Below are 25,369 nucleotides of genomic sequence, written 5' to 3'. Positions count from 1 at the left end.
TCCGGGGAAACTCCGGAGCACGGGGAGGAATCGTGGGCAAGAACTACGTCGACATCGAGAACGACCAGGGAGCGACGCTGCGGTACCGCAAGCACGCCAATGGCCGAGGTCTCGTCGCGCACGGCGCGAAGGTGCACCCCAAGGCGCACATCGAAGCCGGCGCGTACATCGAACCGGGCGCTCGCATCGGCGCCGGGGCGACGATCGCGCGCGGCGCGTGGATCGAACCGGATGCCGTGATCGGCGAGGGTGCGCACATCGAAGCGCACGCGCACATCGGCCAGGGCGCCGCCGTCGGCGACAACGCCCACGTCGGAGTCCGCACCGAGGTCGGCCCCGGAGCCCGCATCGTGCGCGGCGGCCCGCATCGGAGACGATGAGACCGTCGCCGCCGGACTCACGGTCGCCACGACGTCGAAGGGCCTCTGGCTCGCCGCCTGAACGGTTCACACATCCTAAGAGGAGCCCTAGAGCAGTCGGCGCTCCGACGCCCACACGGTCAGTTCGTGCCGCGAGGAGAGCTGCAGCTTCCTCAACACCGATGACACGTGCGTCTCGACCGTCTTGATCGAGATGAAGAGCTCCGCCGCCACCTCCTTGTAGGCGTAGCCGCGAGCGATCAGGCGCATGACCTCCTGCTCGCGCGCCGACAGGCGGTCCAGTTCGTCCGTCGCCGTGGCCGTCTCGCCCGCGACAGCACCGAACGCGTCGAGCACGAACCCCGCGAGCCGCGGCGAGAACACCGCGTCCCCACCGGCCACGGCGTGCACCGCCCGGCTGACCTCGCTGCCGGAGGAGCCCTTGGTGATGTAGCCCCGCGCTCCCGCACGGATCACCCGCACGACGTCTGCCGCGGCATCCGACACGCTCAACGCCAGGAACCGAGAAGCGGTCGGCAGGCAGCCCCGGATGACGGACTCACCGCCCGTGGAGTCGTCGCCGCTGCCACCGGGCAGGTGCACGTCGAGCAGCACCACGTCGGGCTGCGTCTCGCCGATCACCGCGATCGCCGAAGGCACGTCGGCCGCCTCGCCGACCACGTCGACGCTCGCATCGAGGTCGGCGCGCAACCCCGAACGGAAGATGGAGTGGTCGTCGACGATCACGATCCGGATGCTGTCAGCCATGGTCGCCGCCGCCTTCCTGGGTGCTGTCTTCCGACGGCGCTTCCTTCACGCTCGGGACGCGCTGTCCCGTCGAGAGCCGGAGGTGAACCTCGGTCCCGTTCCCGTCGCCGCTGCGCACGGTGCCGGTGCCGCCGGCCCTGCGCATCCGTCCGATGATCGACTCTCGCACGCCGAGCCGGTCGCTCGGCACGTCGTCCAGCCGGAACCCCGGACCCCGGTCCCGGATGAAGACGTCCACGTCGGTCGTACTCCCCTCGATGTACACCGAGATCTCGCCGGCAGCATGGCGAGCGGCGTTGAGCATCGCCTCGCGTGCCGCGGCGGCCAGCTCTCCGCTCGCCCGCTCGGTGGAGAGACCGGCGGAGACGACCTCGATCCGCACCGGATAGTCGAGCTCGAGGCTGCCAGCGTAGTCGCGCAGGTCGGTCGCCAGGTCGCTGTCGGCGGGGGCATCGCCGTCGTACAGCCAGGCGCGCAGCTCGCGCTCCTGGGCCCGCGCGAGTCGGGCAGCCTCGCTCGACGCGCCCGCGCGGTTCTGGATGAGCGCGAGGGTCTGAAGGACGGAGTCGTGCAGATGGGCGGCCATCTCGCTGCGCTGCTCCTCGCGGATGCGGCGGACCCGCTCGCCCGCGAGTTCACGCCAGCGCGGGATCAGCGTCGAGGAGATGACCGCGAGCAGGCCGGCGAGCGGCACGAGCACCAGCGCCGCCGTGGCGCCGACCGGGCGGGTCAGCAGCAGGCCGAAGAGCAGCGCGAGGATCGCCGCCGAGGCGACCCGGAGCACCGCCGTGTGACGCGGCCCGCGGGCGGTGTCGGTGCGATCGATCAGCGTCGCCCAGAGCCCGGCGCCGGTCGCGCAGACCACGGTCCCGAACACGACGACGGCTGCCGCGTCGGACGGGATCGTCCCGGAGATCCAATCGGTGCCCCCGCGCCAGAACACGACGATGAGCGCGCCCACGACCGCCGGGGCGAGCAGCAGCCAGGCGACCGGCATCCGCCGGGAAGGCTCGCCCTCGTCCTCGATCCACGGGGTGAAGGTCCAGCACCAGGCGTAGAGCAGGATGCCGGCGCCTCCGCACAGCGACAGGGCGATGAAGAGAGCCCGCACCATCCAGACGGGCGCTCCCAGGTGACGAGCGAGGCCGGCGCTGACGCCCGACACCAGGCAGTCACGGTCGCGGGTCAGCGCCGGCCGCGGCGAACTGCGGTGCGGTGGCGCCGAGAGGTGAGGGGGGCCGCGTGGAGGCGGGCGCCGAAGAGGACATGCCGACATCCAATCATCCGCGACCCGGCTCCGTGGCGCCCCCCGTCCAGAATCAGGGGTCAGTCAGGGGTTCCCCTCATGGCATCGCCACCGACGATGCCGACAGGATCGAAGCATGACGATTCCGACTGCGCCTCCACCCCCCGCCGATCACGCTGCTCCCGGCGTCGGCTCACCGGCACAGGCCGTTCCACAGGGCGCCGAGCGCTTCCTCCTCTGGGTCGCCGGCCTCGGCGTCGCCCGCTCCGAGGGATGGCTGGGCGGCGTCTCGGCCGGCATCGCCGCCCGACTGCGGATCGACCCGCTCATCGTCCGCGGCGTCCTCGTGGTCGCGGCGCTCTTCGGCCTCCCGGTGATCTTCCTCTATGCGGTCGCCTGGGCCCTGCTGCCCGACCTCGACGGCCACGTCCACGCCCGAGCGCTACTGCGGCGGGACTACCAGCCCGTGCAGCTCGGCATCCTGGGCATGGCGATCATCGGCCTCATCCCGACCGCACCGCTCACCGGACGCCTGTTCGGGTTCGGCTACGAGAGCTGGTCCGCGCTGGCGCTGTTCGGCTGGATCGTCGGCCTCGTGGTCGTGGGCGGCCTGCTCTTCCTGATCGTGCGTGCTGCAAGCCGCACCCCGGGTGCTTCCGCGCCTGATCTGCCGATGGCTTCCGCAGATCAGGCGGCCCCGGCCGCGTCCGTCCCCCTCGCCGGTTCGGGTACCGCCGAGGGGGCGGACGCCACATTCGACGCATCACTCCCCGCCCCAGGAGGTACTGCCGCCGCCGGTGCCACCCCTGACGCGCCTCCGGCGCCCCCGGCACCGCTGCCCGCAGGGGTCCAGGACCCGGCCGACATCGCCGCCTGGCGGGCCCAGCACACGGCGTGGAAAGAGCAGGACCAGGCGTGGCGTCGTCGACAGCAGGATGCCGAGCGGGCGGTCCGAGACCAGCTGCGTCGCGAGCGCCAGGCGTCGGCCGCCGCCTTCGCGCTCGAAGCCGCCGAACGTCGCCGCATCCGCCGGGCCTCGAACCCGCGTGCGGGCTTCGCGGTCGTCGCCTCCGTCCTCGGACTCGCGATCGTGACCGGAGCAGCCGTCGGGCTCTGGTCCGGCGGCGACGGGGTCGGCGGTGCGCTCGGCCTCCTGAGCGCGGCACTCGTCCTCGCCCTCGGCATGATCGTGGCAGGTGCCTTCCGACGCCGCAGCGGCTTCCTCGCGTTCGCGACCGTGCTCACCCTGGTGAGCGGGCTCGTGGCCGGCGGCGTCTCGGCCTTCCAGGGCGTGGCCTTCGGCTGGGCGTCCATCTCGAACAATCAAGCCCAGCACCTGCGTCAGCCGTTCGGCGAGCTCTCCATCTCGCTGCACCAGCACGACGATGCACCGCGCCCGATCGTCGTGGAGAAGGGATCGGGTACCACCTGGATCTCCGTCGATCCCGGTGTGCAGCTGCAGCTCCACGCGACGGGCGACAACGTCGACGTGAGCTGGATGCGCGTGGAGGCCGAGACCGGCACGATCATCGACACCGGCATGTGGACACCCACCGAGCGCGGCGGCGACTCGGTCGTGTCCGAGGCGATCTCCGCCGAAAACGGCACCACCACCACGGTGCAGCGCGTGACCATCGACCAGACCTCCGGTGACGTCTCCGTCACCATCATCGAGCCCGAGAAGGAAGACGAGCGATGAGCACCCCGACGCCGTTCACCGAGACCACAGCCACCCCCACGCACGCGCCCGTCCACGTCGCCGAGACCGTCCGCTCGCCTCGCACGCGCTGGGGCGCCATCATCTGGGGCGCGCTCTTCGCCGCCGTCGCTGCGGCCGCGTTCTGGCTGATCGCCGACGACGAGCGCCGGGCCGGCATCGCCGACTGGATACTCGCCCTCACTCCCACCACGATCACCACCCTCATGATCCTGACGATCGGCGTGCTGCTGCTCGTCACCGGAGCCGTGGCTCTGCTCCGTCGCGGGCAGCACCGGATGAGCGGTGCCGCGGATCGCCCCTCGGGCGAACCGGCCGCGGACTAGGCGCCGCCGGACGGTCCAGGCTGCTCCGGCGGGTAGCCTGGACCGCATGGCGAAGCAGGCACGACGAACCGGCAAGGGCTCCGGACGCGGTACCGGCAAGCCCACTCCGGTGCGCCGCAACAAGGCCGCGCCTGCCGAACGCTTCCCTCCGCAGAAGCCGCCGCGCAAGACGGCATCGAAGTCCGACAAGGTCGTGTTCGACGCCCCCCCGGCCGAGGCCGAGGCGCCGCGCACCTTCCGCCTCGGCGTCGTGCCCGGGGCGACCCCCGGCAAGTGGATCGACGCGTGGCAGCAGCGGATGCCGCGCGTTCCGCTGGAGCTCGTCCCCCTCGCGGCCGGCACTCAGCACGCCGGCCTCCGGGATGTCGACGCGGCGCTCGTCCGGCTGCCCTTCCTCGATCCGTCGCTGCACGTCATCACGCTCTACGAGGAGGTTCCGGTGGTCGTCGCCGCGGCCGACTCGCACCTGATGGCGGTCGACGAGCTCACCACGGCGGATCTCGCCGGTGAAGTCCTGATCGCACTCACCGACGATGCCCTCGGTTCGCTCGACCTCCCCGACACCCTCCCGGCGCGGTTCGCACCACTCCCGACCGACGAGGCCATCGCCACGGCCGCCACCGGAGTCGGCATCGTGATCGTCCCGATGTCGCTCGCGCGGCTGCACCGTCGGAAGGATGCCGGCCACCGACCGCTCGTCGACGGACCGCACTCGTCGGTGGCCCTCGTCTGGCCCCGGGAGCAGACCACGCCCGACGTCGAGACCTTCGTCGGAATCGTCCGCGGACGCACCGCGAATTCCTCCCGGTGACGCGGGCGGCGGTCGCCCGTCCCTGCGCTCGTTAGAATCTCCTGATGGCCTCGCTTCTCTACGTCTGCGTGCGACCCGAGATCGGGGCAGCGGATGCCGAGCACGCCTCGTTCCGGCGGGCGCTCGGCGCCGACGTCGTCGACCGCCTCGATCTGCTCCACGAGCCGCTCGACCCGCAGCGCCTGCGCGGCTACCGGGGCGTCGTCGTCGGTGGGTCTCCGTTCAACGTGAGCGATCGCACGAAGTCCGCGGTGCAGCAGCGCGTCGAGGCGAATCTGGAGGCGCTCGCGCGCTCCGCGATCGCGAGCGAGATCGCCGTGTTCTTCACCTGCTTCAGCATCGGCGTCGTCACTCGGATGCTGGGCGGCGACGTGGTGACCGATACGCCCGAGTCCGCCAGCGCCACCGTGATCGACACCACGCCCGCGGGGGCGGACGACCCGATCTTCGGTCCGAGCGGGCGTGCCCTCACGGTGTTCACCGCGCACAAGGAGAGCGCCGCGGCGACTCCTCCGGGAGCCGTGCTGCTCGCTACGAACGAAGCATGCCCGGTGCAGGCCTACCGCGTGGGCACGCACCTCTACGCCGCGCAGTTCCATCCGGAGCCGACTCCCCGCGACTTCGCCGACCGCATGACCTTCTATCGCACCACCGGCTACTTCGATCCGGACGAGTTCGACCGGGTGCAGGGACAGGTGCTGTCGGCATCCGTCACCGAGGGCGCCGCCCTGCTCCGACGCTTCGCCGAGACGTTCAGCTGAGACGTTCGGCTGAGACGTTCGGCTGAGACCGAAGGCAGTGCTCAGGTCGGGTCGGCGCCGCGCAGCAGCTCCACGCGCTCGCGCAGGTATGCCTCGAGCGGCATGAACCCGCCGGCCGTGCTCCAGCGCACCGACGGCACCCCGTCGACCAGAGCGAGCGGGCCGGATGTCCCGCCGGCATCCACCGCATCCACGTCGATCACGGTCCACCCGACGTGCACGACGTCGCCCTCGTCGAAGCCGCCGCGCAGTGCCTCGGCTCGGCGCTCCGCACGGGCGCGCGCCGACTCCGCGGTGTACCCGCGACGTCCGGGGTCGGCGGCCCGCAGCACCTCGGCCGTCGCGAGGGCGTGGGTCTCGGTCAGGAGCAGGGCGCCGAGGTGCCAGGCCTCCCCCACCCGCACGATCCGCCGACCGCGCCAGCGCGAATCCCGCTGCTCGCCGAGCCCTTCCTTCGGGGCGCCGGCGAGGTCGCGCACGGCCTGCGTGAGTAATGCGGATGCCGTGCTCGCAGGTCTGCCGTCGCTCGCTTCCACGCCCTCAGCGTAGCGAGCCGTCGTCGCGATTCGTCCGCCAGCACGCATCCACGGCAGAATCGATGCACACCCCCGAGGAGCTTCCATGTCTCAGCCCGATACCGCCCGCCTCCTGATCGCCTGCGACGACCAGCCAGGCATCGTCGCCGCGGTGGCCGGAGTGCTCTCCGAGCATGGCGCGAACATCATCTCGCTCGACCAGCACTCCACCGACTCCGAGGGCGGACGCTTCTTCCAGCGCACGGTCATCCACCTCGATGGCCTCGCCGCGGCCCGCCCGGCGCTGGAAGCCGACATCGCCCTGGTCGCGGAGCGGTTCGGCATGGAGTGGTCGCTGCATGATGTCGCGCGCCGCAAGCGCGTGGCGATCTTCGTGTCCAAATACGACCACTGCCTGATGGAGCTGCTCTGGCGTGCGCAGCGCGGGCAGCTCGAGATCGACATCACGATGGTGGTGTCGAATCACCCCGACCTCGCGGCGGCCGTGCGCTCGTTCGGGGTGCCGTTCGTGCACATCCCCTCGGGCGACAAGGCCGCGATGGAGCAGCGTCAGCTGGAGCTGCTGCAGGGCAATGTCGACCTGGTGGTGCTCGCCCGCTACATGCAGATCCTCACCGACGACTTCATCACCCGGCTCGGCGCTCCGGTGATCAACATCCACCACTCGTTCCTCCCCGCCTTCATCGGCGCGAACCCGTACGCGCGGGCCAAGGAGCGCGGCGTCAAACTGATCGGCGCCACGGCGCACTACGCCACCGCCGATCTCGACGAGGGACCCATCATCGAGCAGGACGTCACCCGGGTGACGCACTCCGAGTCCGCGGCCGAGCTGCAGAATCGCGGCGCCGACGTCGAGCGGCTGGTGCTCGCCCGCGCCGTGCAGTGGCACGCGGAGGACCGCGTGATCGTGCACGGCAAGTCGACGGTCATCCTTTAGGCGACCACGTCTCGTCAGCTCGTCACCGGCAGCCCCGCGACGAGTTCCTCGAACACCTCGGCGGCCGTGTCATAGCGCGCGAGCGGTGAGGCCTGACCCATCCAGAGGCCCTGCAGCTCGCCGAGTCCCTGTTCGTTGGCTGCGGTGCGGAACTTCCCGGTGAGCCAGTTCTGCATCGGGAAGGGGGCGATCGTCCCGCTGGCCTCGATCGCGCGCACGGCACGGTTACGGGCACCGCGGGCGAGGCGGCCGCTCATCGCCCGGGTGAGCACGGTCTCGTCGGCGGAGGTCGCCCGGATCGCGGCCCGATGCGCATCCGTCGTGGCGGATTCGGCTGTGGCGAGGAACGCCGTCCCCACCTGCACGCCCGAAGCACCGAGTGCGAAGGCAGCGGCCACGCCGCGTCGGTCCGCGATGCCGCCCGCGGCGATCACGGGCACGTCGACCGCGTCGACGACCTGCGGCACCAGAGCGAACGTCCCGACGAGGGACTCCTCGGCCGGCCGCAGGAACGACACCCGGTGTCCGGCGGCCTCCATGCCGGTCGCGACGATCGCGTCGACCCCGCTCTCGGCGAGGGCGACGGCCTCGGCCACCGTCGTCGCGGTGCCCACCACACGGATGCCGCGGCGACGCGCCTCGTCGATCAGGGCGGCCGACGGCACGCCGAAGACCACACTGAGCACGGCCGGGGCGACCTCCCAGATCGCTTCCAGCTGCTCGTCGAGAGACGGAAGGTACTGCGCGGGCCGGGCGGGCAGCTCGACGCCGACGGCCTCGTAGAACGGCTGCAGGGCCTGGGCGAAGATCAGGTGCTGGGCGTTCGGCGCGGCCTCGTCGCCGGTCGGCAGCCAGATGTTCAGCCCGAAGGGCCGGGCGGTCGCCGCCCGCAGCTCGGCTCCGGTCGTCCGGATGCGGTCGCCGTCGTAGCCGTAGAGCCCGAACGAGCCGAAGCCGCCCGCATCGCTCACGGCGGCGGTGAGACGCACGGACGACAGCCCGCCGAAAGGACCGAGGAAGATCGGATGCTCGATCCCGAGCATTGCGCACAGATCACTCATGCTTCGACGTTACTCCCGCCGCGAACGCGCGGGATCGAGGGCCGTCCGGCCCTGTGCCCGGTGCTACCCTCGCTGCAGGAGGAGACGAGCGCATGGGCGAGTGGATCGGGCAGATGCTGAGCATCCTCGCGACCGCGCTCGGGCTCGTCGCGATGCCGGATGCCGCAGCCCTCGGCCTCGCCGTCGCACTGCTTGCTGTGACCGCTCTCACGCTCGCGATCGTGCTGAGCGTGCGTCCGACCACCGGGGCCGACGAGCCCCATCCGATCCGGGCGATCGATGTCGGCACGCTTCTCGCACAGAGTGATCCGGATGCCGCGGGGCATCCACGTCCGCGGGCGCCAGGGGTCGCGACCGCCGCGTAACCCCCGTCTGCACGGGACGACCCGGAAGGGCTCGTCCGTTCGCATGGGATGCGCGGTCTTCGCCGACCCCTTCTCCTCGTCTCGAACGGACACCTCATGGACCCCTTTGCCTTTCCCCCTCTCGCCGCCCTCCTGAACGCCGCCTACGGTGCACTGGTCGGCCTCTCCACGCTCCTCGAACCTCTCGCCGGAGCATCCGCCGCCGCCCTCGCCGTCGTGCTCGTCACGCTCCTGGTGCGCGCGGCTCTCATCCCGGTCGGCATCTCGCAGGCCCGAGCCGAGCAGACCAGAGCACGGCTGGCGCCGCGCCTCCGCGAACTGCAGCGCCGCCACAAGAAGAACCCCGAGCGCCTGCAGAAAGAGACCCTCGCGCTCTACCGCGATGAGAAGACCTCGCCCTTCGCCGGGATGCTGCCGGTGCTGGCGCAGGCGCCGGTCATCGGCATCCTCTACACGCTGTTCATCCGACCGGTCATCTCCGGGCAGCCGAACGACCTCCTGGCGCACGACCTGTTCGGCGCTCCGCTGGGTCAGAGCCTCGTCTCGGCGGTGTTCGGCGGCACCGTGACCCCGGCCACCGGTCTGGTGTTCGCCGCGCTGCTGGCTGTGATGATCGCGACGGCCGAGGTCACGCGCCGGGTCTTCCGCCCTGTTCCGGTCGAGGGCGACACATCACCGCTGAACTCGCCGACCATGCTGCGGGTGGTCTCGGCGCTGCACTATCTGACCGCGGTGTTCGCGATCTTCGTGCCGCTGGCCGCGGCGATCTACCTCACGGTGACGGTGGTCTGGACGCTCGCGCAGCGGATCATCCTGCGGCGGCGGTACCCGCTGCCGGTGGCGACACGCGCCTAGCGCCCTTCGTCTCGTCGCTGCGCTCCTCGCTCAGGAACCGGGCGCGGATCAGTCGGGCAACGGGATCGGCGCGGTGAACGGACCGGATCCGCTCTCACCGCGTCGGTCTCGACGAACCCCGAGTGTGGTGCCGACGCTGGCGGCGATCACGAGCGCGACGGCCAGCATCCGCAGCACCGTGGCGTCCTGCCCGAGGATGAGCCAGCCGGCGAGCGTCGCGAAGGCGGGCTCGAGGCTCAACAGCACCCCGAACACCCGCTGCGGGAGTCGGCGGAGCGCGGCGAGCTCGAAGCTGTACGGGATCACGGAGGAGAGCACCGCGGTGATCGCCGCGAGGACCAGCAGCTGCATGTCGCCCGCGATGATCGACACGGTGGGGACGCCGACCGGCAGCAACAGCACAGCAGCGACCACGAGACCCATGGCCAGCCCGCCGGCACCGGGGATGAGTGCGCCGACGCGGGCGCTCATCCGGATGTACATGATCCAGAAGCCGGCGGCGAAGAGGATGAAGAGCACTCCGAGCGGATCGAGCGGCTCGGCCCCGATCATGCCGTCGATCCCGAGCAGCGCGATGCCGACGAGCGCGACCCCCACCCAGGCCGCATCGACGAGCCGTCGGGTCAGCACCGCGGCCAGCACAAGGGGTCCGAGGAACTCGATGGCGACCGCCGGGCCGAGCGGGATGCGGTCGATCGCGGCGTAGAAGAACCCGTTCATCGCCGCCAGCGACACCCCGAAGAGCGTGGCAGCGAGCCACTGCTTCCGGGTCCAGCGGCCCGGACGCGGCCGCACGATCACCACCAGCAGCAGCGCGGCGATCGCGACGCGCAGCGAGGTCACGCCCCATGGACCGAGCGCCGGGAAGATCTGGGCCGCGACGGCGGCTCCGAACGGCAGCGACAGGCACGATCCGACGACGAGTGCGACTCCCACGAGGGGACCGGATGCCGCTGGCCTGTTCACCAACCCAGCCTAGGTGTGTTCGCGGCTGCGCCCGGCCGCCCGCGCGATGTCAGAGCGCCTTGCCCCCGGTCACCGCGACCACGGCGCCCGTCACGTACGACGACTCCGCCGATGCGAGATAGACGTAGGTCCCGGCGAGTTCGGCCGGTTGCCCCGCCCGTCCCAGCGGAGTGTCTGCGCCGAAGGTCGCGAGGCGTTCGGCATCCCACCCGGTGGCCGGGATCAGCGGCGTCCAGATCGGTCCGGGTGCGACCGCGTTCACGCGCACGCCTTTGGGCCCCGCCTCCTCGGCGAGCGCCTTCACGAACGCGACCTGGGCCGCCTTCGTCATCGCGTAGTCGATGAGTCCCGGCGATGGCTGGGACGACTGGATCGACGAGGTCACGATGATGCTCGCGCCGGGCTCGAGATCGGGGAAGGCGGCGCGAGCCGTGAACACGAGCCCGGCCAGGTTCGTGTCGAAGACGCGGCGCATCCGCTCGGTGGAGAGGTTCTCGAACCCGTCGATGTCGTGTTGGTAGGCGGCGTTGAGCACCAGAACGTCAAGACCGCCGAGTTCCCGGCGGGTCTCGGCGACGATGTCCGTGGCGAAGTTCTCGTCCCGCAGATCGCCGGCCAGGCTCAGTCCCTGGCGTCCCTCCGCCCGCACGAGGGCGAGCGTGTCGTCGGCATCCGCCTGCTCCTCCGGCATGTGGGCGATCGCGACGTCTGCGCCTTCGCGCGCGAAGGCGATGGCGACGGCGCGGCCGATGCCGGAGTCGCCGCCGGTGATGAGGGCGCGGCGGCCCTCCAGCCGGCCGTGGCCGACGTACGAGTCCTCACCGTGGTCCGGCTCCGGCGTCGTCTCGTCCGTGAGCCCCGGCTGGTCCTGCTGCTGCGCGGGGAATCCCTCTTCGCGGTGTGCGTGCCGGGGGTCGGGTGTGCTGTCGTTCATGCGGGCTCCTCGTCAGACTCGGCGGATGCTCGAGGCGCGAGCGCTCGAGCGGGGACTGTCTCGAGCCTTCCCGGCCGGTCGTCGGACGGGCAGGGGGTTGACAGTGTTCGCCGGTGTGTCGAAGGGCCGAGCGGCTGGCGGACTATGCGTCCCCGGCGGGCTCCGCCGTCTCGGAGGGCTCGGGGACGAGGTACAACCCGCTCGGCGCATTCGCGGTGAACGCGAGCGCCTCGATCCAGGCGCGGTTGATCGAGGGCTGACGGCTGCCGAAGAACTTGAACACCAGCGAGCTGCCGGGCTGGATCCACACGGTCGTGCGTCCGCCGCCGACGCTGGCGTCCTCGCGCCAACTGAAGGGGAACGGCTCGCCGCGGCGCAGCTTGGCCGTGATCACGAGCTGCAGGTGCGTGAGAGCGCGATCCTCGATCTCGGTCTTGACGCCACCCTCGTAGATGAACTTGCCCATGTTTCCCTCGTTCGAAAATCGGGGGTCCGACGCGGCGTCGGATTCGTCCCGTCTGCGTAGCGTATGGCCTCCGGGCATCCTGCACCACGGCCGGGCTCCACTCTATCGCGAGGGACATCTCCCGACTCATACACGACGGCTTCGTGGGGCGTCGTGGCGCGGGCGGAAGCGGCTGCCGGCGCCGAGTGAAGTCAACCCCCTTCGATGCGAGCGCTCCGATCCCTTAGCCTGGTGATCCCGACTCCGAGGAGGGCATCCGCCATGAATGCACGACACATCGACGACCGCTCCGATGAAGGCAACACCCCGACCACGACCCACGCGGAGTACGGCGCAGGCAACCCGCTCCTCCGGATCACGAGGGACGGGGAGCGGATGGAGTTTCCGCTCGAGGCCGACACCGTCCGCATCGGCTCCGCCGAGGGAAATGAACTGCGTCTGGCGGAGACCGACCCGGTGCATGCGACGGTCACCCACGACGATCGCGACGAGTACGTGCTCACGCTGCACGGCGCGGGCGAGATGAACGCGAATCCGGCCGCGGATGCCACGCACCCCGGCGAGGACACCGAGACGCTGCGGACGGGTGCGCGGTTCACCGCCGGTCCGTGGACTCTCGTCTTCGCCCGCGAGGAGTTCGCCGATCACGGCCGGCCCTTCGGCGGACGCAAGGGCGGCGAGTACTCCGATCAGCCGCTCCAGCCCTCCCGCCCGGACTACGACGCGGGCGAATCGCCCGAGTCCGCCGACGAGCCGCAGCCGGAGGAGCCGGACTCCTCCGAGGGCGTGCAGTCCAACGCTCCCCAGTCGGCGCCCGACCGCGGCGTCTGACCGAAGCGGGTCGCAGGCGAGAGAAGGCTCCGCCCGTCAGCGCCCCGGCACGAGTCCGACACGCAACGGCGCCTCGCGGCCCGCAGCCTCGACGAGCGCCGCGTCGATGTCGAGCAGCGGGCGGACTGCGCCGACGGCATCCGCGAACGGATAGGCCCGGCCGCGCCCCGCGAGGAACGCCACCGCGTCGGCCAGCTCCTGCCCGGTGTAGTTGTGGATTCCCGCGACCGTCACCAGCCGCCGAACGATGCTCTCGGCGTCCAGCGGCACCGGGTCCGACGGGAACACGCTGCCCACGAGCACGACGGTCCCTCCGACCGCGACGCCCTCCAGGGCCTCGGCGACAGCATGCCCGGAAGCCTCGATGACCACGTCGGGCTCGCGGTCGAGTGGGCCGGCGCCGAAGCGCGCGGCGAGCGCCCGGCGGCCGGGGTTCGGGTCGAGCACCTCGACGGTCGCGCCGTGCTCGACGGCGATCGCCGCGGCCGAGAGTCCCACGAGTCCCGCCCCGTGGATGCGCATGGCGGAGCCGTCGAGATCGCGGTCGCGGCCGGCTCGCGCGACGGCCGCCCAGGCGGTGGCGGTCGCGCAGGATGCCGGTGCGAGAACGGCCGCGGACAGCGCCTCCGGCACCCGCACGATCGCTGTTCCGTCGCGGAGCTGCACGTGCGACGCGAACGCCCCGGTGAGGTCGCCGTGCACGCCGACGCGGTCGTGACCGTACTTGCCGAGCGTGCGGCACTTCTGAGACAGGCCCTGCAGGCAGCGGTCGCAGCTCCTGCACGAGATCGTGACCGACCACACCACGCGGTCGCCGATGCGCAGCGGAGCACCGTCGACCGCGGTCGCTCCGGCGTCGCCGGTCGCGATCACGCGCCCGACGCTCTCGTGACCGAGCACCAACGGGGTCGGGGCCGAGCGGCGACCCTGCACGGTGTGCACGTCGGAGCCGCAGATGGTCGACATCTCGACCGCGACCAGCACGTCGCCGTCGGCGAGCGCGACACCCGGTACGGCGATCGTCTCGTGCGGATGCCCCTCGCCCACCCACACCATGGCCGTGGCGGCAGGGCGCAGCGCGATATCCCTCCGATGGCCGGGGGGACGGATCAGCAGGGTGCCCATGTCGCGCCGCCGTCTCAGGAGGTCGGGACGGCGCGGAGCAGACCGCGGGCGGCGAGGGTGTCGCGGAGTGCGGAGACGTCGTCGAGCACGACATCGGCTCCGGCGCCCTCAAGGGCCGCGCGATCGTGGGCGCCGGTGAGCACGCCGGCCACGAAACCGGCACCGGCCCTGCGCCCGGACTCGACGTCGCTGACGGTGTCGCCGGCAACCGCCACGGCCGCGACCGATGAGCTCTGCGTGCGCAGCAGCGCGGTGAGCACGAGGTCGGGTGCGGGGCGTCCGCGGCCGGCGTCGATCGGCGAGAGAGCGAGGTCGATGAGCCCCTGCCAGCCGAGTCCCTCGATCAGGGCGTCGCGCGTGACCGGGGCGAAGCCGGTGGTCAGCACGACGGTGAGGCCGGCATCCTTCAATCCCTGGATCGCGTCGGCCGCGCCGGGGATCTCCGTCACGCCCTGCTCGGCGACGATCTCGGCGTAGGCGCCTTCGAAGGCGGCGGTGGCGCGCTCCGCCAGAGCGACGTCGCCGTCGGCGAGATGCGTGAACACGTCGATCTTGGACTGCCCCATCGTCACGCGCACGTGGTCGAGGGCGTCGGCCCACGGCATCCGCTCGGCGACGCCGGTGCGCACTGCGGCGCGGTGGAACGCCTCTTCCACGACGCCGTCGTCGAGGACCGTGGTTCCGGCCATGTCGAGCACGATGAGCTCGAGCGGAGTGTGCGGGGTGGTGGTCATGATGTTCCTTCCAGTGCGGGTGCCCACCCGAAGGCGGCGGTGAGATTCTCTTCGGCGAGCCCCAGACCCGTGGTCATTCCGATGCCGGTGGTCGCGGCGAGCACCAGCGCGCCCTCATCGCCCCGTTCGATGAGGAACTCGTGCGGCCCCTTGGCGTAGACGCCCTGCCAGCGCTCGAGCACGCGAGGAGTCGGCATGTCGAACAGCGCCTCGGCCTCGGCGAGGAACGCGGCGAACGCGGCCTCCGGTTGGAACGGCGCCGGCGTCGGCGCGGTCGCGTGGGAGTCGCCGATGATGAGCGTGCCGTCGGGCAGCTGCGTGTACATCTGGTTGAGATCCAGGGCCGCGAGATCGGGGCGCTCGGCGTGCAGACGTTCGCGCAGAGCAGTGGCCTCCGGCCCGTCGGCGAAGCGCCCGTACCGCACCAGCGACCAGCCGGTGAGGAGCGGGGCGGCCAGCGGATGCCGGAGCGTCACGGCCGCGCGCATCATGTCGAGCGTGCAGCGGATGATGCCGTGCCGTTCGGCGACCTCGGGCAGCAGCTGATCGATGTCGTGGTTCACGGCGACGACGACGTTCTCGCAGCGGAGAGTCCCGCGGGTGGTCTCGACGCGTCCCGCGCCGAGGGCGGTGACGGCGGTGCGGAACCGGAACTCGACCCCCAGCTCGGCGAGGTGGCGGACGATGGCGGATGCCGCGGTGCGCGGATCCGTCTGCAGGTCGGTCGCGATGTGCGCGCCGCCGACGAGTCCCTCGCGCCGCAGCGGGGCGAGGCGCAGAAGTTCGTCGACATCCAGCATCCGGATGCCGCCGTCGCGCGCGGCCGCTGCGAGCACGGCCAGCTCGTCGGTGTGGCGGGCGGCGACCAGGGTGCCCGACTCGCGTAGCCAGAAGCCGGCGTCGTGGGACAGCCGCAGCCACAGCTCCCGCGAGACGTCGGCATACCGCCGGGCCTCGCCGCCCTGGGCGCCGATGCAGAGGTGGCCGAAGTTGCGGATGGTGGCACCGGTGGGCGCATCGGTCCGATCGACGACGATCACGCGCAGTCCGCGACGGACCGCCGCATAGGCGGCGCCGAGCCCGACGATCCCGGAGCCGACGACGACGAGATCCGCCACGTTGTTCGCGCCGTTCATCGGAACACCTTCCGCATCCACATCGCCAGTCCTTCGACGACGAGCACGGTGACCAGGATCATGAGGACGATCGCCGTGACGGTCTCGTACCGCGAGCCCTGACTGGCGTTGAGCAGGTAGTACCCGACTCCCCCGCCGCCGACGATGCCGAGGATCGTCGCCGCGCGGATGTTCGTGTCGAGCATGTAGAAGCTGTGGCCGATCAGCGCCTGCATCCCCTGCGGGACGGTGGCCGACGCGTAGGTCTGCAGGCGCGTGGCGCCCACGGCCCGCAGTGCCCGCTCCGGTCCGCCGTCGACCTCTTCGAAGGAGTCGGCGATGAGCTTGCCGAGCAGGCCGATGCCGCCGATCGCGAGCGCGATGACGCCGGCCTGCGGGCCGAGTCCGGTGATCACGACGAGCACGATCGCGAGGATCAGCTCGGGGATGCCGCGGATGCCGACCAGCAGGAACCTCGCGGTGCCTCGCGCGGCCGAGCCGGGCGCGACGTTGCGCGCCGCGAGCGAGCCGAGCACGATCGACGGCAGCAGGGTGAGCACGGTGGCGGCCAAGGCGATCGCGACGGTGTCGCGCATCGCCTCGAACATCGCGCTGGCGTCGTAGCTGCCGAACGACGGCGGCCAGAACTTCGCGGCGACCTCGGGCAGCTTGGCCCAGAACGTGAAGAAGTCCATCCAGTTGATCTGGCTGACGACGACGCTGCCCATCACGATGACCACGGCCACGATGCCGGCGATCAGATGACGCACGCGCTGCGCGGTCCACGGGCGGCGGACAGCGGTCTGCGGGCTGGCTGCCCAATCCGGGCGTGCGAGCGGGGCGGCGGCCGCCCTCTTGCGCATTCGGGGATGGAGGATGCGATCGATCCACGAGCGCGTCTGCTTCTGCTGCCCGAGCATCGCGCCGCGCACCATGCTGGAGACGATCTCCATCACGACGCAGAGGATGAAGATGACCAGGGCGATGCCGAGGCCCTTGCCGTAGTTGAGCGCCTTGAAGGCGTACGACATCTCGAGGCCGAGACCGGCGACGCCGACGTAGCCGAGCACCACGCTGCCGCGCAGGTTGATGTCGTTGCGGTGCAGCACCGTGGCGACCCAGCTCGGCAGCACCTGCGGAAGGATGCCGGATGTGAACTCCTGCATCTTCGAGCCGCCGGCGGCGCGGATCGCCAGACGCGGTCCCTCGTCGACCTGCTCGATGGCGTCGGCGAACATCTTCGAGATCATGCCGATCGAGTGGATGCCGATGGCGAGGATGCCGGGGAGTGTTCCGAGCGAGAACATCAGCACGAAGGCCATGGCGAGGACGACGTCGGGCAGGGCGCGGGTGAGTACGCCGATGAAGCGGGCGGCTGCGCGCCACCCGTTGCCCGGTGAGGTGTTGGAGGCAGCAAGGTACGCGATCGGCACCGAGAGCACAGCGGCGAGGAGCGTGCCGACGAGCACGAGGCCGACCGTCAGTGCGATCAGCCAGACGAGGTCACCGGGTTCGGGGAACGACAGCCCGCCGACGCGGGCCATGAAGTTCTCGGCGTTGCCCCAGCTCTGCACCATCGCCGGGATCGAGATGCCGACCTCGTTGACGGCGAGAACACCGACGACGAGCAGGGCGAGCAGGGTCAGCGATGCCGCGATGCGCTCCGGGGAGATCGGACGCCGCGGCGCGCGATCGGCGACGCCCTTCTGGGGCCCTGAGCCCGAACCCTGGGTCCCTGAGCCTGTCGAAGGGCCGCTCCCCCGGGTCCCTGAGCCGCCTCCCCGGGTCCCTGAGCTCGTCGAAGGGCGGAGCACCGTCATGACGCCGCCACCTGCGTCGCGGCCTCCGCGAGCTCCATGGTGACAGCGGCGATCTCGGCGGTCGTCGTGGCGACCCGCCCGTAGATCTCCATGACCTCGGCCTTGGTGAGGTCGGTGGTGGGAGTGTCGAGCACGATCTCGCCGTGGCGCAAGCCCACGATGCGGTCGGCCCAGCTGATCGCGAGGTCGACCTGGTGCAGGCTGCACACGACGGTGAGTCCCTCGTCGGCGGCGATCTCGCGGATCAGCGCCATCACCTGGTCGCTCGACTCCGGGTCGAGGGAGGCCACCGGTTCATCGGCGAGCAGGATGTCGGGCTTCTGCATCAGGGCTCGGGCGATGGCGACGCGCTGCTGCTGTCCGCCGGAGAGGGTGTCGCTGCGCTGGTAGGCGCGGTCGAGCAGTCCGACGCGGTCGAGGTGACCGAGGGCGGTGAGTTTCGAGGCCTTCGAATAGCCCCACAGGCCGAGGCGCGGCCCGCGAACACCCGAGAGCGACCCGGTCAGAACGTTCTCGAGCACCGTGAGCGACGGGACGAGCTCGAACTGCTGGAAGATGAAGCCGACGCGGCTGCGCAGGTCGCGCAGCGCCCGTCCCTTCAGCGCGGGCACCTGCTGTCCGAGCACCTCGACGGAGCCGGCGGTCGGCAGCTCGAGGCCGTCGAGGTGGCGCAGCAGCGTGGACTTGCCGGAGCCGCTCAGGCCCAGCAGCACGACGATCTCGCCGCGGGAGACCTCGAGCGAGGCATCCTTCAGCGCCGTGGTCGACCCGAAGGTCTTCGTCACGCCCTGCAGGCGGATGAGGGCATCGGATGCCGGGTTCATGGTTTCTCCTGGAAGATCAGTGGTCGAGCACGGTGAGGAGGTGATCCCCGACAGGCTCAGCGACCCTGATGGGTCACTGAGCCTGTCGACGGGAGGGTCAGGGTGTCAGCCCTGGCACTGCTCGGCTTCGGTCTCCTTGCAGATGTCGCGGATGACGTCGTAGTACGCGTCGTCGACCGGCTTCGTGGCGTAGAAGACGCTGCGGAAGGCGTCGGAGTCGGCGCTGTCGATGCCGGCTGCGATGATGTCGTCGATCGTGATCTCCGCGAGGCCGTCGATCAGCTTCTGGGAGACCTCTTCGGGGAGGCTGGAGGAGAACACCAGCGGAGCCCCGGGCACCATCGTCTCGTCGATGACCTTCACGGCATCCGACTTCTCGACCTCGGAGTCCTCGGCGAACCCGACCTCGCACTCGACGCCTTCACCGGTCTTCTGCACGCTGACGTCGTGCTTGCCGGCGAAGACAGGGGTGATGTCGGTCTTCGGGTCGATGCCCGCCTCGAGCAGGTTGTACGACGGGAAGAGGTAGCCCGAGGTCGACGACGGGTCGACGAAGCAGACCTTCTTGCCCTTGAAGTCGGCGATGCTCGAGATGTCGCTGTCCTTCGGGACGATCGCCTGCGAGTAGTAGCCCGGCTCCTGGCCCTCGTCGGTGACGATGGAGGAGATCGGGGTCAGCTTCGCGCCGTTGTTGGTGGCCGTCACATAGGTGAAGCCGGAGAACGAGGCGACGTCGACCTTGCCGGCGACGGCGGCCTCGATGAGAGCGGCGTAGTCGGTGGACTCGTGGTACTCGACGGTCTTTGCCGGTGAGGTCTGCGATGTAGTCCATCAACGGCTGGTAGTTGGTCTCGGTGTCGACCGAGTCGGGCACGACGCCGAACACGAGGGTGTTCTCGTCGACCGCGAAACCGCCGGTGGTCGACGACTCGTCGGCACCAGGAGTGGAGGTGGCGTCGGCCGCGCCGGAACAGGCGGCGAGACCGAGCGCGAGAAGCGCGACGCCGGCGAGGGCGGGAAGAGCGCGAAGCTTCATGAGGACCTTTCAAGGGTGGGAGGGGTGATCCACGGACGACTCTCGCATGCGAGAGTCCGAGATATATACCTAACTTGAAAGAGTTCAGCGGTCGTTTACCCGCGATTCGCCTGAGTGAACTCTGTGGGAACGCGATCCGCCGACAACGTGTGATCAAGTAATGTACCTATGTGGCCGAAGCTGTGTACACCCAGATCGCGGACGACCTCCGCGACCAGATCGCACGCGGCGCCCTGCGCCCCGGCGATGACGTTCCCACCGAAGCGGAGCTCGCCGAGCGGTGGCGCACCTCGCGAGGCCCGATCCGGAATGCGCTGGCCGCCTTGCGCGCCGAAGGTCTCATCGAGACGAGCAGAGGCAGGCCGGCTCGCGTGGTGGCGCGGAAGGCCAATCAGGCGGTCGACGTCTCGGTGCCCTTCACGCGTTGGGCGCGGGATCTCGGCGTCGCGCCCGGAGCCCAGACGCAGGAGCTGAGCCTGCGTCGGGCCGGAGACATGGCGGCGGCGCTGGGTGTCGGGCCCGACGACACCATCGTCAGCGTGGTGCGCCTGCGATTGCTCGACGGCCGGCCGACCATGCTGGAGCGTCTGAGATACACGGAGGTCGTGGGACGGAAGCTGTTCGACGTCGACCTCGACGAGGTCTCGATCACCGAACATCTCGCCGCGGTGGGGCACCCCATCGTCAGCCTGCAGCATGTGATCGACGCGGTGGCAGCGGACGAGCAGGACGCTGCACTGCTGCAGGTGCCCCGGGGCACGCCGATCCTGCGACTCACCCGCACATCGCGCGACGCGGAAGGGCTCATCTTCGAGGCATCGGAGGATCGGTACCTCAGCGAGGTCGTGCGCTTCACCGTCGCTGCATCGGGGATCTCGACCGAAGGCCACTACATGCGAGCCGTGGGCGGATAGCGCCGAGCTGCTGCGCCGAAGGCTGCCGAGCCGGCTGTGTCGACGGATGCCGATCGAAAGGGGCATCCGGATCCAGAAGGCGATCGCGAGCGCGCAAGTGTTTCAGAAGCCAGAAAGACCGCGCTCGCGATCGCAGCGCTGGGGACGCTTTATCTGGGGAGCCTCCAGGATATTTCCGAAGAGGACGCCGGATGAAGTGTCGAAGGTCGAGACCTGGGGTGGACTTTCGTCTACATTCGCGGAAACGTCACGCGGTACTCGGCCTACTCTAGCGTGCCCTGCGCCGATATTTCATGCGATCGGCAGGCGTGCCGAGACCTGCCAGTAACCGTCGACCTCCCCTGCGGAGAACTCGCCTCTCGCGCCGATCACACGCTCGGCCATCCGACCGAGGCCGGTGCGACTGGAAGACAGTTCTCGGCGAGGTGTCGTGGGCAGGGGGCTCCGCAGCATGAGCGCTGCGGCGTCGTCGTCGAGGTCCATCCGGACGAGTACCTCACCCGGTCCCGCGTACTTCAGGATGTTCGTCGCCGATTCCCGCACGATACGTGCGAGGACGATCTCGGCGGCACGCGGGATGCGTTCATCGTGGACGTCTCCTTCGATGCGCACTGAGTGCCCGGCCGATTCGAACTCTTGGCCGGCCTCATCGATCGCGTCGGCGAGGTCGCCGGTGTGCATGTCGGACGATCGGGGTCCGTCATCGGCGAGATCGATCACGAAGCGAAGATCGGCCATCGCCTTTCGGGCGGCGACACGAATGGCTTCGCGTGAGTCATTGCTGGTGGATGGGTCTTCGAGCATCTGCACGTGCAACGCGACCACCGTGAGGTGGTGCGCGATGCTGTCGTGCAGCTCGCCGGCGATCCAGCGCCGTTCGGCGAGCACTGCCTGCCGCTCCTGCTCGGCCTGTTCGACCAGCTGCAGTTCGAGGCGGCGACCACGGGCGAAGGCGATCCGCAGCGCGAAGCCGACGGCGCCTGCCACGGTGGCGAAGACGAGGTACAGACCGACGTTCACCCCGGCTTCCACGTCGCCGTTGGCGACGACGGCCGCGGCGACCAGGAAGGCGCCGGTGTAGGAGAGGACGAGAGAGGTCCATCCCAGTCTCATGACCAGCCCTGCCGCAACGGCTGCGGCAGTCAGGACCAGAGACTCGGTTCCTACGAGAAAAGATAGGGCGAACACGACGCCGAGGGCGCATGTCGCGATGAGGGGATTCCAGAGGTACAGGGCGAAACTGGCCGTCGACGCGATGCTCACCAACAGACCGAGCGGGTTTCCCCCCGGGGTCGTGATGAGGGCGATGACGTCGAGGGCGACGGTGATGGCGATGATGACCAGGATGACGATCCGCTCGACGTTGCTGAGCTTCTCGCCTCGACCTAGCCGGAGAGCATCCGTAGATTCTCCAGCGGATTGGTCGAAGGCCATGGTTCACTATCTCCTATTCGCCAGGTAATCTATCGTACGAGGCCAAAGAACTTACCAACCTGCTGCCAGAAAGGCATAGCACTCACCTCCGTGTCCTAGTCGTTTGTCGATGTCTGTACCCATCTTCTCGGCGATCTTCTGCGGGCACATCTGACTCGTAGCCAGACCTTTTTAGACAAAGGTCTAGTGCTGGGTGGCGGAGGATCGACGCCGTTAGGCTTCGTTCATGCCTGCAATCCGTGTCCTGATCGTCGATGACGATCCCCTGGTCCGCTCGGCGCTCTCGCATTTCGTGTCGCGCGACCCCGACATCACGGTCATCGCGCAGGCGGAGGACGGCATCGAGGCGATCGCCACCGTGGAACGCGAGATGCCGGACATCGTGATGATGGACGTGCAGATGCCGCAGATGAACGGGATCGAGGCCACTGCCGTGATCGTGGAGCGCTGGCCGGAGGTGCGCGTGCTCGCGGTGACGACGCTCGACGGTCGTGAGACGGTGCTGCCGATGCTGAGCGCCGGCGCGTCGGGCTATCTGCTGAAGGATTCCAGTGCGGAAGAGATCGTCACCGGGGTGCGCGAGGTGCACAGCGGTGCCAGCTCGCTCTCGCCGCGGATCGCGTCGATGCTCATCAGGCACGTGCGCGACTCCGAGCCGGCCGCAGCAGACCTGACCGCTCTCGAACCGCTGACCGACCGGGAGGCAGAAGTCCTCCAGTGTTTGGCGAAGGGGATGTCGAACGCGGAGATCGCGCGCACCCTCATCGTGTCAGAAGGCACCGTGAAGGCCCACCTCGGACGCATGATGTCGAAGTGGCATCTGCGCGATCGTGTGCAGATCCTGGTCGCAGCCGCGCACGCGGGCCTCGTCAACTTCCGCTGAGGACGTCCGGCGCGACCGATCACGCTCTGGCGAGGTCGGGAACCCGTGGTCGTGAAGTGCGCCAAGTCCCGTGAGGGTCCCACCACTCCGGTCCCCGGATCTCGGGGACGCCGTCGTTCATACGGATCTCCCACCCCGACCAATCCAACGACCGGTGATGCCACCAGCACAACGGGACCCCGTTGTCGGTATGCGTCGGACCGCCGCGGGCATGTTCGGTCACGTGGTGGATCTCACACCAGGATGCCGGAACATGACAGCCAGGGACGAGACATTCCCGGTCGCGGGCGATGATCGCCCGCCGTTGATGCACCGTGAACACCCGATCGGTGACAGTGATACCCACGATCCTGCCCTCGTCGAACAGCACCCGTTGAATCGCCCCGTTGCACGCGGTGTGCGCGGCGACATGCAGCGGGACGGGGGCTTGCGACCCGGCCATCGTCGCCCACCCGCGCCCTGCGGCGAGGTCTTTGGCGTCCACATGAACGACCAGGGTCGGGGCTGCCCCACCGAGTGAAGGCATGTCCGCGTGCCGGGCCGCGATTCCCAACGCCGCGGCGAACGCATCATGGCGCTTCTGGCCGGCGGTGCGCCGGTCGATCGGCTCATCCTCGAAACCATCGTCGTGACCGGGGTGCTCTGAGTCGGCGGAGCCGTGACCTTCGGAGTCTTCGAAGCGCACGCCCGGGCGAGGAGGTCCGTCCGTCTTCGGGTTGTTCTGCGCATCGATCACGGACTGAAACTGCGCCGCAACATCCGGAAGCACATTCCCCCGGATCGAATGCAACCCGTCACGAAGGCGACCGATGGTCAAGAACCGATGATTCTGCGCACCCCGATCCGACGGCTCCGGACCATCAGGATCCAACGACATCGCCACCGACTGCGCGAACTGCCGCAAATCCTCCGGCGTCACCGGCGGCCCCGGCACACCCTCTGGGTTCCCGTCGTCGTCGATGCCCTCGCCGGTATCCGCTTCCGCGTCCGGGTCGACACCCTCGTCGTCGGCATCCGTCCGGTACCCGCGCGCATGGTCCGCCAACAGGGCGTCCGCTGCGAGCATTGCCGACCGCCCGACCTTGTGCGCGGCCTTGTCGATCGGACCGATCGCCGCCAACAACCCCGCAACCCCGATCACCCCGTCGAGCAGTGCCTCCCGCAGCGACGGGTACCGGGCCTCCAACCGCTCCCCCGACGACGGGCTGATCTGTCGGCGCACCGCATCCGCGGCCTTCCCCACCCGGGTCGCGCCCGCGACATCCGTGCGCAGCACCCGCTGCAGGAGTTCGTTCTGCCCGCGGCACCCGAACGAGTGCGCGAAGTCCACATCCGCCGACGCGACCGACTCCACCACCACCGCCTCGATGCGACGGAACGCCTCCCCCGCAACCCGGAGCACATCCATGCGGTCCGCATCCGCCAACCCCGCCAGCACGTCACCGGACAGCACCGAATCGAGGTCGACGACGACCCGATCCAGGAGCTCCGTGGTGCTGTTCATCCCCCTAGTCAACCGAGGGCCACCGACATTGCAGGGGCAAAAAGATCCAGATCAAAGCCGGATTTCCGATATGCCGGCATACGCTCGAGCATCCCGAGGGCAGGCAACGTGTTTCGTCTCGCTTCGCTCGCTCAACAACCGAGAGGAGTTAACAACCAAAAGAGTGAGACCCCGTCACACGGCGAGCAGGATGATCCCGACGACGACCACCAGCGAAGCGGCGATCCGCCACCCGGGCCGCGACTCCCGCAACACGAAGACGCCGAAGAGGCTCACCAGCACGACGCTCACCTCGCGCAGCGGAGCCACCAGTGCGACCGGCGCGATCTGGATCGCGTTCAGCACCAGGATGTACGACAACGGCGACAAGACGCCGAACACGAGGATGCGCCGCCACTGCGTGCGGCCGAGAGCCCGCACCGCAGCCCATCTCCGACGCACCGCGAAGGTGTAGAACGGCACCTGCAGCAGCGTGGTGCCCACCATGAAGGCGACGGGAGAGAGGCTCCAGGCGCGCACGGCGTGGGCGTCCCAGATCGTGTAGACGGCGATGGCGACGCCCGTGAGCACGCCGAAAACGAGGCCGGGATCGAGGCGTCGTGACCTCGCTCCCCGTCCGCGATCGATGAGACCGATCGCGACGACGCCGACGATGACCGCCACGACACCGAACATCGCGACGATCGACGGTCGCTCCCCGAGGAGCAGCACGGCCACGATCACCGAGAGGAACGGCCCGGTGCCTCGCGCCGTGGCATAGACCGTCGAGAGATTCCCTGCCTGGTATCCCCGCTGCAGCACCGCCATGTACCCGACGTGCAGCACACCGGAGAAGCCGACACCGAGCGCGAACGACCCGAGGTCGTCCGTCCCGAGGCCGCCGGTGAACGGCACCACCCCGATCCAGACGACCGTGCTGGCGACAGCACCCCACCACAGGAACGGAGAGCCCGCACGGCTGACGCCGTGGGCGACGATGTTCCACGCGGCATGGGCGATCGCTGCGCCGAAGACGAGGACGAATGCGAGTGCGGACACGAC

28 protein-coding genes are annotated in these 25,369 nt (G+C 69.9%); 12 read left to right on the top strand and 16 right to left on the bottom strand.

Annotation, left to right across the window (positions count from 1 at the left end):
* Positions 1-32 precede the first annotated feature (32 nt).
* Positions 33-380: a transferase gene (locus QFZ21_RS16955; protein ID WP_307379927.1), complete on the top strand. Its 348-nt coding sequence runs from the start codon at positions 33-35 to the stop codon at positions 378-380.
* An 87-nt stretch (positions 381-467) separates the two neighbouring features.
* Here QFZ21_RS16955 and QFZ21_RS16950 read toward each other — a convergent pair whose 3' ends face one another.
* Positions 468-1,127, bottom strand: coding sequence for a response regulator transcription factor (locus tag QFZ21_RS16950; RefSeq protein WP_307379925.1), 660 nt, complete (start codon positions 1,125-1,127; stop codon positions 468-470).
* Positions 1,120-2,292 carry a PspC domain-containing protein gene (locus QFZ21_RS16945; protein ID WP_373426026.1) on the bottom strand — a complete coding sequence of 391 codons (1,173 nt, stop codon included), beginning with the start codon at positions 2,290-2,292 and terminating at the stop codon, positions 1,120-1,122. The genes QFZ21_RS16950 and QFZ21_RS16945 overlap by 8 nt, the downstream gene beginning before the upstream one ends.
* Before the next feature lie 217 nt (positions 2,293-2,509).
* Here QFZ21_RS16945 and QFZ21_RS16940 point away from each other — a divergent pair, with 217 nt between their 5' ends.
* From QFZ21_RS16940 to QFZ21_RS16925, 4 genes are read left to right on the top strand one after another with little or no spacing between them, the layout of a single operon-like run.
* A complete protein-coding gene (locus QFZ21_RS16940; protein WP_307379922.1) occupies positions 2,510-4,072 on the top strand; it encodes a PspC domain-containing protein in 1,563 nt (520 codons plus the stop codon).
* Positions 4,069-4,416, top strand: a complete 348-nt coding sequence (locus QFZ21_RS16935; RefSeq protein WP_307379920.1) for a hypothetical protein — start codon at positions 4,069-4,071, stop codon at positions 4,414-4,416. The genes QFZ21_RS16940 and QFZ21_RS16935 overlap by 4 nt, the downstream gene beginning before the upstream one ends.
* A gap of 46 nt (positions 4,417-4,462) precedes the next feature.
* The gene (locus tag QFZ21_RS16930) at positions 4,463-5,227 is read left to right on the top strand and encodes a LysR substrate-binding domain-containing protein (RefSeq protein ID WP_307379918.1); all 765 of its coding nucleotides are present in this window, start codon (positions 4,463-4,465) and stop codon (positions 5,225-5,227) included.
* Positions 5,228-5,271: 44 nt separating this feature from the next.
* Entirely contained in the window at positions 5,272-5,988 is a 717-nt protein-coding gene (locus QFZ21_RS16925; RefSeq protein ID WP_307379916.1) for a GMP synthase, read from the top strand.
* Between the two features lie 41 nt (positions 5,989-6,029).
* Here QFZ21_RS16925 and QFZ21_RS16920 read toward each other — a convergent pair whose 3' ends face one another.
* A complete protein-coding gene (locus tag QFZ21_RS16920; RefSeq protein ID WP_307379913.1) occupies positions 6,030-6,524 on the bottom strand; it encodes a glutaminase in 495 nt (164 codons plus the stop codon).
* An 85-nt stretch (positions 6,525-6,609) separates the two neighbouring features.
* Here QFZ21_RS16920 and purU point away from each other — a divergent pair, with 85 nt between their 5' ends.
* Entirely contained in the window at positions 6,610-7,461 is an 852-nt protein-coding gene (gene purU / locus QFZ21_RS16915) for a formyltetrahydrofolate deformylase (RefSeq protein ID WP_307379912.1), read from the top strand.
* A 14-nt stretch (positions 7,462-7,475) separates the two neighbouring features.
* Here purU and QFZ21_RS16910 read toward each other — a convergent pair whose 3' ends face one another.
* Positions 7,476-8,522 carry a nitronate monooxygenase family protein gene (locus tag QFZ21_RS16910; protein WP_307379909.1) on the bottom strand — a complete coding sequence of 349 codons (1,047 nt, stop codon included), beginning with the start codon at positions 8,520-8,522 and terminating at the stop codon, positions 7,476-7,478.
* Between the two features lie 92 nt (positions 8,523-8,614).
* On the opposite strand from QFZ21_RS16910, the gene QFZ21_RS16905 reads away from it, so the two are divergent.
* The gene (locus QFZ21_RS16905) at positions 8,615-8,887 is read left to right on the top strand and encodes a DUF6412 domain-containing protein (RefSeq protein ID WP_307379906.1); all 273 of its coding nucleotides are present in this window, start codon (positions 8,615-8,617) and stop codon (positions 8,885-8,887) included.
* A gap of 96 nt (positions 8,888-8,983) precedes the next feature.
* Positions 8,984-9,742 (top strand): membrane protein insertase YidC, encoded by a 759-nt coding sequence (locus tag QFZ21_RS16900; RefSeq protein ID WP_307379904.1) that lies wholly within the window; start codon positions 8,984-8,986, stop codon positions 9,740-9,742.
* Positions 9,743-9,790: 48 nt separating this feature from the next.
* On the opposite strand, the gene QFZ21_RS16895 is transcribed toward QFZ21_RS16900, so the two are convergent.
* From QFZ21_RS16895 to QFZ21_RS16885, 3 genes are all read right to left on the bottom strand, one after another.
* The gene (locus tag QFZ21_RS16895; RefSeq protein WP_307379901.1) at positions 9,791-10,708 is read right to left on the bottom strand and encodes a DMT family transporter; all 918 of its coding nucleotides are present in this window, start codon (positions 10,706-10,708) and stop codon (positions 9,791-9,793) included.
* A gap of 49 nt (positions 10,709-10,757) precedes the next feature.
* Positions 10,758-11,642: an SDR family oxidoreductase gene (locus QFZ21_RS16890; RefSeq protein ID WP_307379899.1), complete on the bottom strand. Its 885-nt coding sequence runs from the start codon at positions 11,640-11,642 to the stop codon at positions 10,758-10,760.
* Between the two features lie 142 nt (positions 11,643-11,784).
* The gene (locus QFZ21_RS16885) at positions 11,785-12,108 is read right to left on the bottom strand and encodes an ATP-dependent DNA ligase (protein WP_307379895.1); all 324 of its coding nucleotides are present in this window, start codon (positions 12,106-12,108) and stop codon (positions 11,785-11,787) included.
* A gap of 261 nt (positions 12,109-12,369) precedes the next feature.
* On the opposite strand from QFZ21_RS16885, the gene QFZ21_RS16880 reads away from it, so the two are divergent.
* Positions 12,370-12,939: an FHA domain-containing protein gene (locus QFZ21_RS16880; RefSeq protein WP_307379893.1), complete on the top strand. Its 570-nt coding sequence runs from the start codon at positions 12,370-12,372 to the stop codon at positions 12,937-12,939.
* A gap of 36 nt (positions 12,940-12,975) precedes the next feature.
* On the opposite strand, the gene QFZ21_RS16875 is transcribed toward QFZ21_RS16880, so the two are convergent.
* From QFZ21_RS16875 to QFZ21_RS16850, 6 genes are all read right to left on the bottom strand, one after another.
* Positions 12,976-14,064: an alcohol dehydrogenase catalytic domain-containing protein gene (locus tag QFZ21_RS16875; RefSeq protein ID WP_307379891.1), complete on the bottom strand. Its 1,089-nt coding sequence runs from the start codon at positions 14,062-14,064 to the stop codon at positions 12,976-12,978.
* A 14-nt stretch (positions 14,065-14,078) separates the two neighbouring features.
* Positions 14,079-14,798, bottom strand: coding sequence for an HAD family hydrolase (locus tag QFZ21_RS16870; protein WP_307379887.1), 720 nt, complete (start codon positions 14,796-14,798; stop codon positions 14,079-14,081).
* Positions 14,795-15,934: a TIGR03364 family FAD-dependent oxidoreductase gene (locus QFZ21_RS16865; RefSeq protein ID WP_307379883.1), complete on the bottom strand. Its 1,140-nt coding sequence runs from the start codon at positions 15,932-15,934 to the stop codon at positions 14,795-14,797. The genes QFZ21_RS16870 and QFZ21_RS16865 overlap by 4 nt, the downstream gene beginning before the upstream one ends.
* Positions 15,931-17,733 (bottom strand): phosphonate ABC transporter, permease protein PhnE, encoded by a 1,803-nt coding sequence (gene phnE / locus QFZ21_RS16860; RefSeq protein WP_307379881.1) that lies wholly within the window; start codon positions 17,731-17,733, stop codon positions 15,931-15,933. The genes QFZ21_RS16865 and phnE overlap by 4 nt, the downstream gene beginning before the upstream one ends.
* The gene (gene phnC / locus QFZ21_RS16855) at positions 17,730-18,557 is read right to left on the bottom strand and encodes a phosphonate ABC transporter ATP-binding protein (RefSeq protein WP_307379878.1); all 828 of its coding nucleotides are present in this window, start codon (positions 18,555-18,557) and stop codon (positions 17,730-17,732) included. The genes phnE and phnC overlap by 4 nt, the downstream gene beginning before the upstream one ends.
* Before the next feature lie 105 nt (positions 18,558-18,662).
* Positions 18,663-19,319, bottom strand: a complete 657-nt coding sequence (locus QFZ21_RS16850) for a phosphate/phosphite/phosphonate ABC transporter substrate-binding protein (protein ID WP_307381334.1) — start codon at positions 19,317-19,319, stop codon at positions 18,663-18,665.
* 16 nt (positions 19,320-19,335) lie between these two features.
* Here QFZ21_RS16850 and QFZ21_RS16845 point away from each other — a divergent pair, with 16 nt between their 5' ends.
* Together QFZ21_RS16845 and QFZ21_RS16840 are read left to right on the top strand one after the other, a co-directional pair.
* Complete coding sequence (locus QFZ21_RS16845; protein ID WP_307379876.1) at positions 19,336-19,671, top strand: hypothetical protein; 336 nt, start codon at positions 19,336-19,338, stop codon at positions 19,669-19,671.
* 92 nt (positions 19,672-19,763) lie between these two features.
* The gene (locus QFZ21_RS16840) at positions 19,764-20,507 is read left to right on the top strand and encodes a GntR family transcriptional regulator (protein WP_307379875.1); all 744 of its coding nucleotides are present in this window, start codon (positions 19,764-19,766) and stop codon (positions 20,505-20,507) included.
* A 291-nt stretch (positions 20,508-20,798) separates the two neighbouring features.
* On the opposite strand, the gene QFZ21_RS16835 is transcribed toward QFZ21_RS16840, so the two are convergent.
* Positions 20,799-21,941, bottom strand: coding sequence for a sensor histidine kinase (locus QFZ21_RS16835; protein ID WP_307379872.1), 1,143 nt, complete (start codon positions 21,939-21,941; stop codon positions 20,799-20,801).
* A gap of 226 nt (positions 21,942-22,167) precedes the next feature.
* On the opposite strand from QFZ21_RS16835, the gene QFZ21_RS16830 reads away from it, so the two are divergent.
* Entirely contained in the window at positions 22,168-22,824 is a 657-nt protein-coding gene (locus QFZ21_RS16830; RefSeq protein WP_307379869.1) for a response regulator transcription factor, read from the top strand.
* 19 nt (positions 22,825-22,843) lie between these two features.
* Here QFZ21_RS16830 and QFZ21_RS16825 read toward each other — a convergent pair whose 3' ends face one another.
* Positions 22,844-24,328, bottom strand: coding sequence for an HNH endonuclease signature motif containing protein (locus QFZ21_RS16825; RefSeq protein WP_307379866.1), 1,485 nt, complete (start codon positions 24,326-24,328; stop codon positions 22,844-22,846).
* A 174-nt stretch (positions 24,329-24,502) separates the two neighbouring features.
* Complete coding sequence (locus QFZ21_RS16820) at positions 24,503-25,366, bottom strand: EamA family transporter (RefSeq protein WP_307379864.1); 864 nt, start codon at positions 25,364-25,366, stop codon at positions 24,503-24,505.
* Between the last annotated feature and the right edge of the window lie 3 nt (positions 25,367-25,369).

The sequence above is a fragment of the Microbacterium sp. W4I20 genome, from assembly GCF_030816505.1.
Lineage (GTDB): Bacteria > Actinomycetota > Actinomycetes > Actinomycetales > Microbacteriaceae > Microbacterium.
The sequence above is the reverse complement of the archived record's forward strand: the minus strand, read 5'-3'. Positions and strand labels throughout refer to the sequence as shown.